The organism is Brevundimonas sp., assembly GCF_003248455.1.
Classification (GTDB): Bacteria; Pseudomonadota; Alphaproteobacteria; order Caulobacterales; family Caulobacteraceae; genus Brevundimonas.
Window position 1 is genome coordinate 1 of the sequence record NZ_QFNM01000038.1, and the last position, 14,324, is coordinate 14,324.

General features: G+C 69.2%; 12 protein-coding genes. 4 read left to right on the forward strand and 8 right to left on the reverse strand.

The annotated features are described in order from the left end of the window. Positions 1 to 257, reverse strand: a 257-nt coding sequence (locus tag DI624_RS13410; RefSeq protein ID WP_291539452.1) for a co-chaperone GroES, incomplete at its 3' end; no start/stop codon positions are given. Between the two features lie 357 nt (positions 258 to 614). Between DI624_RS13410 and DI624_RS13415 the strand changes: the two genes are divergently transcribed. Then, complete coding sequence (locus DI624_RS13415; RefSeq protein WP_291539454.1) at positions 615 to 1,043, forward strand: hypothetical protein; 429 nt, start codon at positions 615 to 617, stop codon at positions 1,041 to 1,043. A 54-nt stretch (positions 1,044 to 1,097) separates the two neighbouring features. Here the strand turns inward: DI624_RS13415 and pgi are convergent, their stop codons facing one another. Then, positions 1,098 to 2,705, reverse strand: coding sequence for a glucose-6-phosphate isomerase (pgi, locus tag DI624_RS13420; RefSeq protein ID WP_291539456.1), 1,608 nt, complete (start codon positions 2,703 to 2,705; stop codon positions 1,098 to 1,100). 138 nt (positions 2,706 to 2,843) lie between these two features. Between pgi and DI624_RS13425 the strand changes: the two genes are divergently transcribed. Next, a complete protein-coding gene (locus tag DI624_RS13425) occupies positions 2,844 to 3,284 on the forward strand; it encodes a hypothetical protein (RefSeq protein ID WP_291539458.1) in 441 nt (146 codons plus the stop codon). A gap of 6 nt (positions 3,285 to 3,290) precedes the next feature. Here DI624_RS13425 and recQ read toward each other — a convergent pair whose 3' ends face one another. The 4 genes from recQ to DI624_RS13445 form a co-directional block, all read right to left on the reverse strand. Continuing rightward, a complete protein-coding gene (gene recQ / locus DI624_RS13430) occupies positions 3,291 to 5,180 on the reverse strand; it encodes a DNA helicase RecQ (protein WP_291539460.1) in 1,890 nt (629 codons plus the stop codon). Between the two features lie 97 nt (positions 5,181 to 5,277). Further along, positions 5,278 to 6,255, reverse strand: a complete 978-nt coding sequence (locus DI624_RS13435; protein WP_291539462.1) for a complex I NDUFA9 subunit family protein — start codon at positions 6,253 to 6,255, stop codon at positions 5,278 to 5,280. 733 nt (positions 6,256 to 6,988) lie between these two features. After that, the gene (locus tag DI624_RS13440; RefSeq protein ID WP_291539464.1) at positions 6,989 to 8,941 is read right to left on the reverse strand and encodes a M1 family metallopeptidase; all 1,953 of its coding nucleotides are present in this window, start codon (positions 8,939 to 8,941) and stop codon (positions 6,989 to 6,991) included. Positions 8,942 to 9,023: 82 nt separating this feature from the next. Then, positions 9,024 to 10,274, reverse strand: coding sequence for a multidrug effflux MFS transporter (locus DI624_RS13445; protein WP_291539466.1), 1,251 nt, complete (start codon positions 10,272 to 10,274; stop codon positions 9,024 to 9,026). Between the two features lie 147 nt (positions 10,275 to 10,421). On the opposite strand from DI624_RS13445, the gene DI624_RS13450 reads away from it, so the two are divergent. Then, on the forward strand, positions 10,422 to 11,867 hold the full coding sequence (locus DI624_RS13450) for an AMP nucleosidase (RefSeq protein WP_291539468.1): 1,446 nt from the start codon (positions 10,422 to 10,424) through the stop codon (positions 11,865 to 11,867). A gap of 153 nt (positions 11,868 to 12,020) precedes the next feature. On the opposite strand, the gene DI624_RS13455 is transcribed toward DI624_RS13450, so the two are convergent. Both DI624_RS13455 and DI624_RS13460 read right to left on the reverse strand, forming a co-directional pair. After that, positions 12,021 to 12,872: a metallophosphoesterase gene (locus tag DI624_RS13455; protein WP_291539470.1), complete on the reverse strand. Its 852-nt coding sequence runs from the start codon at positions 12,870 to 12,872 to the stop codon at positions 12,021 to 12,023. Then, positions 12,872 to 13,807: a diacylglycerol kinase family protein gene (locus DI624_RS13460; protein ID WP_291539472.1), complete on the reverse strand. Its 936-nt coding sequence runs from the start codon at positions 13,805 to 13,807 to the stop codon at positions 12,872 to 12,874. The genes DI624_RS13455 and DI624_RS13460 overlap by 1 nt, the downstream gene beginning before the upstream one ends. Positions 13,808 to 13,936: 129 nt before the next feature. Here DI624_RS13460 and DI624_RS13465 point away from each other — a divergent pair, with 129 nt between their 5' ends. Further along, positions 13,937 to 14,287: a glycine zipper domain-containing protein gene (locus DI624_RS13465; protein WP_291539474.1), complete on the forward strand. Its 351-nt coding sequence runs from the start codon at positions 13,937 to 13,939 to the stop codon at positions 14,285 to 14,287. Positions 14,288 to 14,324 lie beyond the last annotated feature (37 nt).

A 14,324-nucleotide genomic window follows, 5' to 3' on the forward strand; every position in this document is an offset into this window, starting at 1 on the left:
TTCATGATGATCAGGTCTTCGCCGTCGATCTTCACTTCCGTGCCCGACCACTTGCCGAACAGGATGCGGTCGCCGGCCTTCAGTTCCAGGGCGTTGACCACGCCCTTGTCGTCACGGGCGCCGGGGCCGACGGAGACGACTTCGCCTTCCTGCGGCTTTTCCTTGGCGGTGTCGGGGATGATGATCCCACCCTTGGTCTTGGATTCTTCTTCAACGCGCTTGACCAGCACGCGGTCGCCGAGCGGACGGAACGCCATCGGACTTCTCCCTGTAAAACCCCCGGATCGGGGCGTTCTGAAACGGTGAACGGGTCCTCTCGCGATCGCCGTTTTGGCAGCCGACCGGCGAGAGTGCCAACACCGCGCAAGTAGGAGCGGACGCCGAAACCGTCAAGGCGGAACACGCGAAACAAATGCGACAAATCCACATCGGCTGGCCCGTCCGCCGGTCGCGCGGCCAGGCCTGCGGCCGGATCGCGGCTGTGGCGCAGGGTCGGCAGGGTGAACCCACGATGAACGACGGTCTGGCGGTGCGTTCAGACGCGGGCGGCTAGAACCGTCTCAACGTCGATGCGCTTTCCAAAGGCGCCGACCCCGAAACATAAGGAGACGGATATGTCCAAGCTGCTGAAGATCACCGCCGTCGTCGCCGCGCCGGTCATGGCCATGAGCCTGATGGCGGCCCCCGCCTCGGCCCAGTCCCGCGACCGCGACGACACCGGGCGAAACGCCCTGATCGGCGCAGCGGTGGGCGGTCTGGCCGGCGCCATCTACGGCAACGGCGACGGCAGCTATATCGCGGGCGGCGCCCTGGCCGGCGCGGCCCTGGGCGCCGTGGCCAGCAATCGCGGTTCCGGCTGCGAATATTATCGTGGCGGTCGCTGCTACCGCAACCAGGGCCACTGGGAGCGCGAGCACGGCATCGACCGCAGCCGTTCGGGCTATGACTACCGCTACGACGGCCGCCGCTACGATTCCCGCTACGACCGTCGCGATTATCGCCGAGACGACCGTCGCGACTATCGCTATGACCGCCGCTGGTAAGCGCGCCGTCGCTTGAAACCCGAAGGGCTCGGCCGAAAGGCCGGGCCCTTTTCCCTATCCCATCAACCGCGTCATCAGGGCCGCCGTGGAGGGGTCCAGATCGGCCGAAGGACCGCCGGCGTCGACATCCTTCAGGATCGCCTTCGCCAGCACCTTGCCCAGTTCGACGCCCCACTGGTCGAAGCTGTTGATGTCCCAGATCACGCCCTCGACGAAGGTCTTGTGCTCGTAGAGGGCCAAAAGGGCGCCCAGGGTCCGGGGCGTCAGCCGGTCCATGACGATGGCGGTCGAGGGACGGTCGCCGGTGAAGGTGCGGTGGGGCGCCAGGCGGGCCGCCTCGTCTTCCGACAAGCCCTGGGCCAGGCCTTCCGCCTTGGCCGCCTCGGTCGTCTTGCCTGTCATCAGGGCCTGGCCTTGCGCCAGGGCGTTGGACCAGAGGGGCGACTCGGGCGCGTCTTCGTGCGTCCTGGCGACGATCACGAACTCGGCCGGCACGACCTCCGGCCCTTGGTGGATCTGCTGGAAGAAGGCGTGCTGACCGTTGGTGCCGGGTTCGCCGAAGACCACGGGGCAGGTCTGGCGCGTCACCGGCGTTCCGTCGCGATGCACCCGCTTGCCGTTCGATTCCATCTCCAACTGCTGGAGGAAGGACGGCAGGCGACGCAGGGCGTGGGCGTAGGGCGCCACCGTCCGCGCCGGACGGTTCAGCCCGTCGACGTTGAACACCTGGGCCAGAGCCAGCAGGATCGGCGCGTTCCTCTCCAGCGGCGCCGAGACGAAATGGTCGTCCATCTCGGCGGCGCCGGCCAGCATCTCGTCGAACACGTCCCAGCCCAGGGCGATGGCGCACGACAGGCTGACCGCCGACCACAGCGAATAGCGCCCGCCTACCCAGTCCCTGAAGGCGAAGGTGCGGCCGCAGCCGAAGGCCGCCGCCCGGTCCGGCGCCGCCGTCACCCCGATGAAGTGTTTCGTCATGCCTTCGAAAGGCAAGGAAGCGGCCAGCCAGGCCTTGGCCGCCTCGGCGTTGGCCAGGGTTTCCTGGGTGGTGAAGGTCTTGGACACGACCACGACCAGGGTCGTTTCGGGATCAAGGCCGGTCAGGGCCTCGGCCATGTCGCGCGGATCGATGTTGGCCACGAAGCGCAGGTCGATCTCGGGGTCCAGCGGGCGAAGCGCGTCCCAGACGACGCGCGGCCCCAGGTCCGACCCGCCGATGCCGACATGGACGATCGCCTCGAATTTCTTGCCCGTCGCCCCCGCCTCGGCGCCGGACCGCACCGCTTCGGCATAGGCCTTCATGTCCGCCCGCACGGCGTCCACCTCGGCCGAGACCGGCTCGCCCAGGGCCTTGAAGGCGGCGCCCGGCGCGGCGCGCAAGGCCGGGTGCAGCACCGCCCGCCCTTCGGTCAGGTTGACGGCCTCGCCGGCGAACAGGGCGGCGCGACGCCCCTCCACGTCGCTGGCGCGGGCCAGGTCCAGACAGGCGTCGAAGACCGCGCGGGTCCAGCTCTGTTTCGACAGGTCCAGATAAAGCCCCGCCGCCTCGACCGACATCCGCGACAGCCGGTCGGGATCGGCCACGAACTGATCCACGATCCGCGTGCGGGCGGCCTCGGCGGCGGCTTGGTCGAAGGCGGTCCAGGCGGCGTCGGTCGTCATCGTCGGCTCCATCAGGCGGAAAATCAGGGTAAACACTCGTTTACGGCTGGGGCGTATTCAGGTTCAACGTCCCAGCCGACGATGAAACAGGAAGTCACCTCAATGTCCTGCGGCCTTGCTCTCACAATCGCGCTCGCGATGTCCAATCCGGCCGTCGCCCTGGCCGCCGAACAGCCGGCCGCGGTTCCCGGCGCGCCGATCTCGGTGGCGGGCGAGCCGCTGTTCGCCGACATCGTCTCGCGTTCGTCCAGCCTGAAGGCCGTGGTGGACGGCTGGGCGGCCGCCAAGGCCGCCGACGACGCCGCCTTCTTCACCAGCCAGGCCTTCGTCGGCTTCAAGGCCCAGGCCGAGCAGTTGGCCGCGCTCGACATGCAGGGCCACCTGATCCTGAAGGAACGCGGCACGGACGGCGATCTGAAATGCATCCTGCGCGGCATTTCCGAGGACATGCCCAAGAAGGTCGCCGCCGTTCAGGCCGCCGCCAGCCCGGCCGAACGCGCCACGGCCCTGTCGGAACTGTCCTATCTGCTGAACGACAATGTCGAAGTCATCACCGCCCCGCCCAAGCCGGAAGTCTGACGCGGACTAAAGGGCGGCCAGCGTGTCCAGCGCCCCCTTGCCATAGCGATCCAACTTGGACTGGCCGACGCCGGAAATGGCGCCCAGGCTGGCCATGTCGCCCGGCTCGGCGTGGGCGATCTCCAGCAGGGTCTTGTCCTGGAAGATGACATAGGGCGGGACGTGCTGTTCCGCCGCGCGGTCGCGGCGCCAGGCGCGCAAAGCCTCGAACCGGGCGCGCACATCGGCGTCCATCGTCTCCAGCGCCGCATTGCGCCCCTCGCCCGAACGGTCGCGACGGCGGGGCGCGGCGTCCGCCCGCAGCGGCGCCCGGCGCACCTCGATCTGACGCTCGCCCCGATAGACGGCCCGCACGGCCTCGGGGTCGCCGAGCCCCACCAGCGGCTTGCCGTCGTTGGGGTCCTCGACCAGCAGACCCTCGAACAGCAGGTGATCCACGATCTCGCGCCACGAGGTCAGGGAGATGTCGCGCCCTATGCCCCAGGTGGAGAGCTGTTGCTCCCACGGCTGCACGTCCCTGGTGCGGGCCGTCAGGTGGTCGATCACGCGATTGCGGCCGAACCGCCCGCCCAGCCGCTGCACCGCCGCCAGCGCCTTCTGGGCCGGGACGGTGGCGTCATACAGCTGGGGCGGGTCGCCGCAGATGTCGCAGACGCCGCAAGGGGCCGCATCCGTCTCGCCGAAGTATCGGCGCACGGCCTGGGCGCGGCAGACGGCGCCGTCCAGCATGGCGAACAGCTGGCGGGTCTTTCGCACCTGGACCTGTTTGACCTCTTCGGCCATCGGGCGGCTGTCGAGCCGGCGCAGCGACCAGGCGATGTCGGACGGGCCGTAGAGCGTGATCCCCTCGGCCGGTTCGCCGTCGCGCCCGCCGCGTCCGATCTCCTGCCAATAGGCCTCCAGCGACCCCGGCGGATCGGCGTGGATGACGAAGCGGACGTCGGCCTTGTCCACCCCCATGCCGAAGGCGATGGTGGCCACCATGACGGCGCCCTCCTCGGCCAGGAACCGTTCCAGGCGGCGGTCGCGCTCCTTCGCATCCATGCCGGCGTGATAGGCGATGGCGTTGGTCCCGGCGTCGCGCAGAGCCTGGGCGACGCGGTCGCAGCCGTCGCGGCTGCCGCAATAGACGACGCCCGACTTGCCCCGCCGCTCGCGCACCAGTTCGATGACCCGCGCGTCGGTCTTGGCGCGCGAGGCGCTCTCCTTGCGCTCGGCCGACAGTTGCAGGTTCGGACGCGCGAAACTGTCGACGAAGACGGTCGCCTCTTCCAGCCGCAGCGAGCGCAGGATGTCGTCGCGGGTTCGGGCGTCCGCCGTCGCGGTCACGGCGATGCGGGGCGTGTCGGGAAACCGCTCGGCCAGCAGGCCCAGATTGCGATAGTCAGGGCGGAAGTCGTGGCCCCACTGAGACACGCAGTGGGCCTCGTCGATGGCGATCAGCGACAAGCCGTTCTGGGCGGACAGTTCGGACAGCCGGTCCAGCATGGCCCCCGCCGCCAGACCTTCCGGCGAGACATAGAGCAGGTCCAGTTCGCCCGCCCGCGCCGCCGCCCAGATGACGGACCGTTCGTCCAGGGACACGCCGGAATCGAGCCGCGCGGCGGCCACGCCCTGCTGTTTCAGCGCCTCGACCTGATCGGTCATCAGGGCGATCAGGGGCGAGATCACCAGACCCAGGCCAGGGCGCAGTATGGCGGGGATCTGATAGCAGACGCTCTTGCCGCCGCCGGTCGGCAGGACGGCCAGCACGTCGCCGCCGGACAGGATCGTCCGCACCACCTCGCCCTGCAGCCCGCGGAAGTCGGCATGGCCCCACACGCGCGACAGCAGGGCCCGCGCGTCGTTCAGGTCAGGCGTATCGGCCGGGGAGAATTGGGGCTGCGTGGCCGGCATTCTGGATCTGTGCGCTCTTTGTTCCCGCAAGCGAAGTCCCGCAGACCGCGAAATGCGGCCTGGGGTCGCATCGGATGGGGATTAATCCGCAGCCCGCTCAGTGCGCCGGGGCTTCGGCGAATTGGCCGCCGACGCGGTAGCGCCACAGATAGGAGGGGGCGATGGCGGCCATGCCGGTCGGATGTTCGACGCCCAGGGCCGCAAGGCCCAGGGCGTCCGGGGCCACGACATTGTCGCGCTCCAGCATCAGCACCTGATCGCGGGTCAGCGGCGGGGTCAGACCGACGAACCGGCTCAGCTCCAACAGCGAACCCAACGGCTTGGCCACGGCGAAGGGCACGGAGACCAGCAGGCGGTCCCGCCCGGTCTCGCGCCGGACCAGCTCCAGAACTTCGCGGAAGGTGCAAACGCTCGGCCCGCCCAGTTCGAAGGTGCGGCCGGCCGCGTCGGCGCGGATCACGGCGCGCGCGACGGCCTCGGCGACATCGCCGACATAGACGGGCTGGAACCGCGTCTGCCCCCCGCCGATCAGCGGCAGGAAGGGCGACATCGTCGCCATGGAGGCGAACCGGTTCAGGAAGCTGTCGCCGGCGCCGAACACCAGGGAGGGGCGCAGGATCACCGCATCGGGATAGACGGCGCGGACCGCCGCCTCGGCCTGGGCCTTGGTGCGACCGTAGGCCGAGGGGCCGGCGGCGTCGGCGCCGATGGCGGACATCTGCACCAGACGCTTCACGCCGGCCGCCCTGGCCGCCTCGGCGATGGTGCGGGCCGCCTCGACATGGACGGCGTCGAAGCCGCGCTTGCCGCCCGCGTCGTGCAGGACGCCCACCAGATTGACCACGGCGTCCGCGCCGCGCACGGCGGCCGCCACATCGGCGGCGTCGGTGACGTCGCAGCGCATGAACTGGATCTGGCCCGGATCGCCCAGCGGCTGGATCTCGATGGCCAGGACGGGGTTGCGCACGGCGATGCGGATGCGCCAGCCGCGCCGCGCCAGGGCGCGCACCGCCTGGGACCCGATGAAGCCCGATCCTCCGAAGAGTGTCACGACGCCGGGGGCGAGGTCAGCCATGGGAAAGCTCCAGTGAAAAGCGGTGTCGGCGGGATAGCCGATGGGGCGCCGCACCGCAACGGAGGCCGCATATTCACTGGACGGACGCGGTTGATCGGCTTCGCGCCGGACGGCTGCGAAGTGGGATGGAGGGCTGGGCGGAGCGCCGGGCCTTCGCCCGGAGTGTGAGTTTGTAAGTACCGTTTCGACGAAGGGTATGACGCTCCGCGCGTGCGAAACCCCGTCCCGAGTACAGCCGAGTATCCCCCTCGACCCTCCGACACCGCTCCATGAGTCGATGTCGGCGCGATGGAGTTTCACCATCGCCCCCGTTCCATCCGCTCCCGCCGCCGCAAGGTCGCAGGCCAGGCGAGCCCTCCGATGCGACGAGACGGGGCAAGAATACGCGCGTTTCGGAGGAGGGATGGGAGATTGGGGAGATAATTCGACAAGCGGCTGAAATCGAAAGGAAACGACCAGCCGCATTGTGATGGCTGGGCGAGTCGGCCTCTCAATCCGTCATCCTCGGCCTTGTGCCGAGGATCCATAATCCCGGTGTCCGCCGCCGTCCCACGACCTTTGAGACCGAGCGTATGGATCCTCGGCACAAGGCCGAGGATGACGAGGGCGGGTGGACGGCTTGGCCGTGACGGAGGGCTCTCGGCCGCATCAACTGCGTCCGTGGGACGTCAAGAGCCCCTCCACCGCTTCGCGGTCCCCCTCCCCACGCTGTGGGGAGGAGACGGCGGTCGCTTTACGGGCGGCCGACCAGTTGATCGACCGAGCCGCTGGTCACGGGGTGATACAGCGGCCGGGCCTCGGCGTAGATGCGGCGGGCGATGGGCCGGCCCCAGTCGCCTTCGTTCCACAGGGTCTGGAACAGGGGCAGGACGAATTTGCGCCGGCCCTGGCTGGTCAGGAACTTTTCGGCCGTGGCGACGGCCGGCCGATAGCGATGGGCCAGGGCGATCTGCAGCCAGGCGAAGGTCAGTTCGCTGTTGCCCTCGTCGGCCAGGTTCAGGGTCCGCTCCAGATCGGCCAGCTGGGCGGCGGTCAGCCAGTCGGCGCCCGCGCGCAGCCCCTCGGGCCGCCAGCCCAGGAAACGCTGGCGCTGCTGGGTGTTCCAGTCGCCCCACGGAATGGCCGAGGCCGGTCCCTGATCCTTGAAGAAGGCCACGGCGGCGGCGTCGACGGGCGTGAAGGCGTCCGACACGGGCGCGATCGCGTTCGACGGCAGGCCCGGCTGATAGACCCAGGCGTCCAGTTGCAGTTCGGATTCCAGACCGGCGTCGCCCTTCACCAGATGGGCGCGGATGTCGTCCAGGAACATGGCCGTGGTCATCGGGCGATAGGCGTTGCGGTCGAAATAGCCGCGCAGCCAGGCGTCGAACCTGGGCCGGCCGACGATCCGTTCGATGGTGCGCAGGAAGGCCGAACCCTTGTCGTAGGCGATGGTGTTCATGCCGTCGTCGGGATCGCGGCCCGTCAGGTCCAGATGCAGGCGGGTGTCGGGCGCCGGCAGGGTCTTCAGCTCGTCCTGAAGCCCGTCCCAGCTCAGCACCTGTTCCTGGACCGCCCGGTCGTGGCCGTAGATCGATTCCATGATGCGGTTCTCGAAATAGGTGGTGAACCCCTCGTTCAGCCAGAAGTCGTTCCAGGTGGCGTTGGTCACGAGATTGCCCGACCAGGAGTGCGCCAGCTCGTGCGCCACCAGCGATACCAGCGACCGGTCGCCGGCGACGATGGTGGGGGTGGCGAAGGTCAGTTTGGGGTTCTCCATCCCGCCGAACGGGAAGGAGGGCGGCAGGACCAGAAGGTCGTAGCGGCCCCAGCGATAGGGGCCGTAAAGCTTCTCGGCCGCATCGACCATCCGGGCTGTCGGCTCCAGCTCCCACTGGGCGGCGGCCAGGCGGCCGGGTTCGGTCCAGACGCCGGTGCGGCGGTCGAAGGGCGCGAAGGCGATGTCGCCGACGCCGAGGGCGATCAGATAGGGCGGGATCGGATTGTTCATCCGAAAGCGCCAGGCCTTCCTGCCGGGGCCGGCCGGTTCGCCGTCCGGGGTCAGGTGGTCGGCGCTCATGACCACCGTCAGGTCGTCGGGGGCGACGATGCGGGCCGAATAGGTCTGGCGGACGCCGGGGCTGTCCTGGGTCGGGACCCAGGTGCGGGTCAGGATGGCCTGGCCCTGGCTGAACAGATAGGGCTTTTGGCCGCCGGCCGTCTGGCTGGGGCTCAGCCACTGCAGGGCCGAGGCGTCGGGCCGGGTGGCGTAGCGGACCACGATCTTGCGCCGCTCGTTCTCCGCGAAGGCCGGGAAATAGACCGTCAGGGGCTGGCCCTTGATGGCGTCGTCGTCGCCGACGACGAAGCGCAGCGGCTGGCCGGCGGCGTCGCGCACGTCCTGGATGTCCAGGTTCTTGATGTCCAGGATCACCTCGTTGGCGCCGGGGGCGGCCAGGATGTCCAGCGTCGCCGTCCCCGACAGGGTCCGGGCGTCGAAGTCGGCGGTCAGGTCCAGGGCCACATCGACCACGCGGGCGATCTCGGGCCGGGCGTAGGTGTGGGTGTCGACCGCCTCCGGCCCCGGCGCTGGGGCGACCGCGGGCGGGGCCAGGGACGCGCCGCCGGTCGTGGTGGAGCAGGCGCCGACCCCGAAGGCGGCGGCGATGGCGAGGGCGGAGACGAGACCGAGCGCTTTGCGCGTCATCGAGGCATTCCTGAGCTGACCGTTGCGATTGGCCGGACAACGCGCGGAAACGCCGGAAAGATCAAGCCTCGCGAAACCCGCGTCAGGCGGCCTTGACCGGCGGCAGGTGATGCGACCGGAACAGCCGCCCGCGCTCGGCGAACAGGACGCACCCCAGGGCGATCAGGCCGAACAGGGTGAAGCCCGCCGCCATCGGAACCGTCGTGCCGTCGAACTGCTGGCCCACCGCAAAGCCCAGCAGCGAGCCGGCGATGGTGGAGACGAAGCCCTGGATCGAGGCGGCGGTGCCGGCGATATGGCCCATCGTCTCCATGGCCATGGCGCCGAAGTTGCCGGCGATCAGGCCGAAGCAGAACATGGTCAGGGTCTGGAGCACGGCGAAGGTCCAGATCGATTCGTGGCCGCTGATCGCCACCACGGCGTGGACGGCGGAAACGGCCGTGAAGCCGATCAGGGCCGTGTGCGAAATCTTGCGCGACCCCAGGCTGACGACCAGGCGCGCATTGACCAGCGACGCCACGGCGATGCCGCCCGCGATCAGGGCGAAGATGGCGGGGAAGGCCGCCTCGGCGTGGAAGACGTCGGCGAAAATCTGCTGGGACGAGTTGATGAAGCCGAACAGGGCCCCGGTGATGGCCGTCATGGCCAGGGTGTAGCCGACGGCCGTCCGGTCGGTGACGGCGATGCGATAGGCCGAGGCCAGGCGACGGAACTGGATCGGCAGTCGATCCTCCGGCCTCAGCGTCTCGGGCAGGCGCAGGGCCGCCCAGACGATCAGGCCCACGCCGATCAGGCCCAGGCCGGCGAAGATCCAGCGCCACGGACCGACCAGCATGATCGCCTGGCCGATGGACGGCGCCAGGATCGGCACGCCGAGGAAGACCAGGAAGCTGAAGGACATGACCCGGGCCATCGTCCGCCCCTCGAACCGATCGCGCACGATGGACACGGCCAGCACGCGGGTGCAGGCGCTGCCCAGCCCCTGGCCGATGCGGGCCAGGATGAGGGTGTCGAAGGTCGGCGCCAGCGTGGCCAGCAGGCTGAACACCACATAGACGCCCACGCCGAACAGCAGGACGGGCTTCCTGCCGAACCGGTCGGCCAACGGCCCATAGATCAGCTGCGCGCCGCCGAAGCCCAGCAGATAGGCCGTGACCACCCACTGGCGGCTGTTGGCGTTGGCCACTCCCAGCTCGTCGCCGATGTGCGGCAGGGCCGGCAGCATGGAATCGATCGCCAGGGCGTTCAGCGCCATCATCAGGGCGATGAGGCAGACGAACTCGACGAAGCCGAGATCCTTCTTGGCGGGGGCTGACGCGACGGAAGACGACATCGCGGCCAGATGCCCGCTCCTGCCGGATTTCGCAACCGCAGCCCTGTCATAAATTGCTGCGATGCAGGGAAGTCGAGGTCGCACGCTGAAATCCAGATTGAACCCGGGACGCCTCGCCAAAGCCAAGAAGCTTCGCTAGAGGAAGTCATGACAGAACAGATGACAGCACAGGCGGCGCTGGACCGCCTCGAAACCCTCTACACCCGATCCGTGACCAACCTGCGCGACGCCGTGCGGGACTTCGTCGCCACCGGCGAGCGGCCGGATCCGCTGAAGCGCGCCGACGGGGTGTTCGCCTATCCCGAACTTCGCATCCGCTGGGACGGCGATCGCCCCCAGGACCTGGAGCCGCGCGCCTACGCCCGGCTGTCGAAACAGGGCAGCTATTCCACCACCGTCACCCGGCCGGACCTTTTCCGCCCCTATCTGACCGAACAGCTGGGTCTGCTGGAGCAGGAGTATAACGCTGCGTTCGAGGTCGGGCTGTCGCGCCAGGAAATCCCCTTCCCCTATGTGACGGACGGGCTGGAGGTCGCGCTGGACCGGTCGATGACGGCGGCTCTTGCGCGCTGGTTTCCGACCACCGACCTGGCCCATATCGGCGACGAGATCGCGGACGGCCTGTTCGAGATGGGCGGCGACTTCCCCCTGTCGCACTTCGACGGCCTGCGGACCGACTTCTCGCTGGCGCGGCTGAAACACTATACGGGCACGCCGGTCGACGACGTCCAGTCCTACGTCCTGTTCACCAACTACAATCGCTATGTCGACGAGTTCGTGCGCTGGGCCATCGAACAGCTGCAGTCGCCCGACAGCCCTTACGAGACCCTGTCCTGCGCCGGCGGCGTCATCATCACCCGCGACACGCCGAACCCCGAGACGGCGATCAGCGACACGGCCTGGAAGAAGCACCAGATGCCGGCCTATCACCTGACCGCGCCGGACCATAAGGGCGTGACCCTGGTCAACATCGGCGTCGGCCCGTCCAACGCCAAGACCATCACCGACCACCTGGCCGTCACCCGGCCGCACGTCTGGCTGATGATCGGCCATTGCGGCGGCCTGCGCGCCAGCCAGACCATCGGCGACTACGTCCTGGCCCACGCCTATCTGCGCGACGACCATGTGCTGGACGCGGTGCTGCCGCCAGACATCCCGATCCCGTCCATCGCCGAGGTGCAGCGCGCCCTCTACGACGCCACCAAGTCGGTCAGCGGCATGCCGGGCGACGAGGTCAAGCTGCGCCTGCGGACCGGCACCGTCGTCACCACCGACGACCGGAACTGGGAGCTGCGCTATTCCAAATCGGCCCTGCGCTTCAACCAGAGCCGCGCCGTCGCCATCGACATGGAAAGCGCCACCATCGCCGCCCAGGGGTATCGGTTCCGCGTCCCCTACGGCACCCTGCTGTGCGTGTCCGACAAGCCCCTGCACGGCGAGATCAAGCTGCCGGGCCAGGCCAACCGCTTCTACGAAGGCTCGATCTCGGAACACCTGCAGATCGGCATCCAGGCGGTGGACCTGATGCGGCGCGAAGGCCCGCGCCTGCACTCGCGCAAGCTGCGCGCCTTCGACGAGCCGCCGTTCCGGTAGGGACAAAGGTCTCCTCCCCACAGCGTGGGGAGGGGGACCGCGTAGCGGTGGAGGGGTTCTTGACGTCTGCCAAGCACTGGCGATGCGGAAAGAGCCCCTCCGTCTCTCCGCTTCGCTACGAGCCACCTCCCCATGAAATGGGGAGGAGACGGTTCAGACGGCCGCCTTCTCCAGTTCGCCGGGCTCGACCGGACTGGGGGCGGTGGCGGCCTTGCGGGTGTCCTGACGACGCGGCAGCCGCCAGACCTGCTGCGAGCTGTAGCGCATGCCATCCCAGGCCAGGGCCGTCACCGTGATGGTCTTGGCGTCCCAGTCGATCTGGTTGAAGCCGGGGGGCGAGCCCCGCTCGCGATGCGACAGGGTTCCGCACCCGACCGCATAGGAGCAGTGGTCCGCCAGCGGGATCGGCATGGCGAAGGGCACATGGACATGGCCCGTCATGATCAGATCGACCCCGGCCTCGGCGAAGATCAGGGCCGCCTCGTCGCCGCGCTTGACGTCGCCGGTCATCGGCGTGCCCACCATTTCGATCAACGGATGGTGGCAGGCCAGGATTCGCAGCGCGCCGATGGGCGCCTGGCGCAGCGCCTCGGCCGCGCGCCGGGTCTGGTCCAGGTCGATCACGCCCTTGGACCAGTTGGGCCGCGCCTGCCAGCCGCGCGCGGTGACGACGCCGCGCACCATGACCGCATCGCTGCGGAACTGGCCGTCGTGGGCGGGAAAGCCCGTCTCCGTCTCGAAGGCGCGCCAGGGATGGAAGATCCGCGCCACCGCGTCCCAGTAGGGCACGTCGTGATTGCCGACGATGACGAAGCGCGGCTCGGGCATGGCGCGCATCCAGGCCCCGGCGGCCTTGAACTCGTCCGGGAAGCCCTTCTGCGTGATGTCGCCGGTGATCAGCACCAGATCGTTGGGCGTGGCGTGGGCGTAGTCCAGGGCGGCGGCGCAGGCGTGTTTGTGCTCGCATCCGAAATGGACGTCGGAAAACTGGAGAATGCGCCCCATTACAGGCTGTCCTCGGCCGACGGCGGCTTGGGCGCCAGGGCCTTGAAGGCCTTGGGCACGAAGCGGATCACGGCCTCGGGCTTCAGCAGCAGCGGCTCGCCGTCGATCACGGCGGGGATTCTGGAGCGCGCCCGCACCTCGATCCGCCGGGCCGGGCGGGTCGAGACGGCGGGGTCGTGGCGCCAGTCGCTGAACAGGGCGTTGGCGGCCAGGCGGAAGGCCTGGGTCGCGTCCGACGGGTCCATGGCCGCCGCCTCCAGGCCGACGGGCTCCTCCATCGCCTTGGAGATCATCGGGCTGATCAGCACCAGCGCCTCCGAGCGCCGCTTGTCGCCGCCGTCCAGGGTGAAGCGCAATCGGCCGGAAAAGGCGCGTTTCAGCGCGCGCCGACCGTATTGCCAGGCCAGTCTGATCTTCCCGGTGCGCATGGCCTCGCGCGCCGGCGCCCACAGGGCGGGCGACCCCAGGATGGCCGCGCAGTAGAAATACTCGCCCTGGACCTCGCCGCCCGAGACGGACTGGGCCTCGCCCTCCTCCAGCGCCCGCCTCAGCGCCAGCTTCCAGTCGGCCGTGCCGTAAAGCGCCTTGGGCAACATGTTCATCGTGCCGCCCGGCAGGGGGGCGATCATCGGGCCGTTCGGCTTGGCCTTTGACGCCACCGAGCGCGCGGTCCCGTCCCCGGCCAGCACGAAGATGACGTCGGGCCTCGCGGCGAAGGCCTCGGCGATCGCCTCGTCGAACGCCCCCGCCTCCAGGGTGACGACCTTGGCCTCCAGATCGTAGTCGGCCAGGATCGCCTCGGCCTCGGCGACCGCGCGCGGCCCCACGCCGCCCGACAGCGGATTGACCAGCATCACCGCCTGCTTCAGCGGCGCGTGCGGCGTCAGGGCGCGGGTGTCCGCGGCATGGGCGGGCGGGGTCGAAACATCGGTCATGTCGGCCGAACGCCTTGCAGCCCCGCCCGTTCCGAACAAGCGTAGCCATATTTCGCTTGACGGGGGGAACCTATGCCGGGACATCACGTTTGGGCTCAAGGGGCGACACCCAGGCAAGAGGATTTCACCATGAACAAGGCGATCATCGCGATTGCAGGCGCCGGGCTGCTGGCTTCGGCCTGCGCCAGCGACCCGTACGGCTACAACAGCGGCCCGAACCAGACCGTCCGCCAGGGCGCGGTGGGCGCCGGCCTCGGCGCGGTCGCCGGCGCCATCATCGGCAACAATGTCGGCGGCGGCAACGCAGCCACCGGCGCCCTGATCGGCGGCGCCCTGGGCGGCGCGGCCGGCGCGATCCGCGGTTCGAGCCAGGACCGCAACAACCAGCAGCGCTATCGCGACAGCCAGGGCCGCTACTACTACTGCTACGACAACCGCCAGGACGAATGCTACTGGGACAACGGCCAGCGTCGTTACTGACCGCTTCGAAATGCGTCGGATCGCGGGACGCGGACCG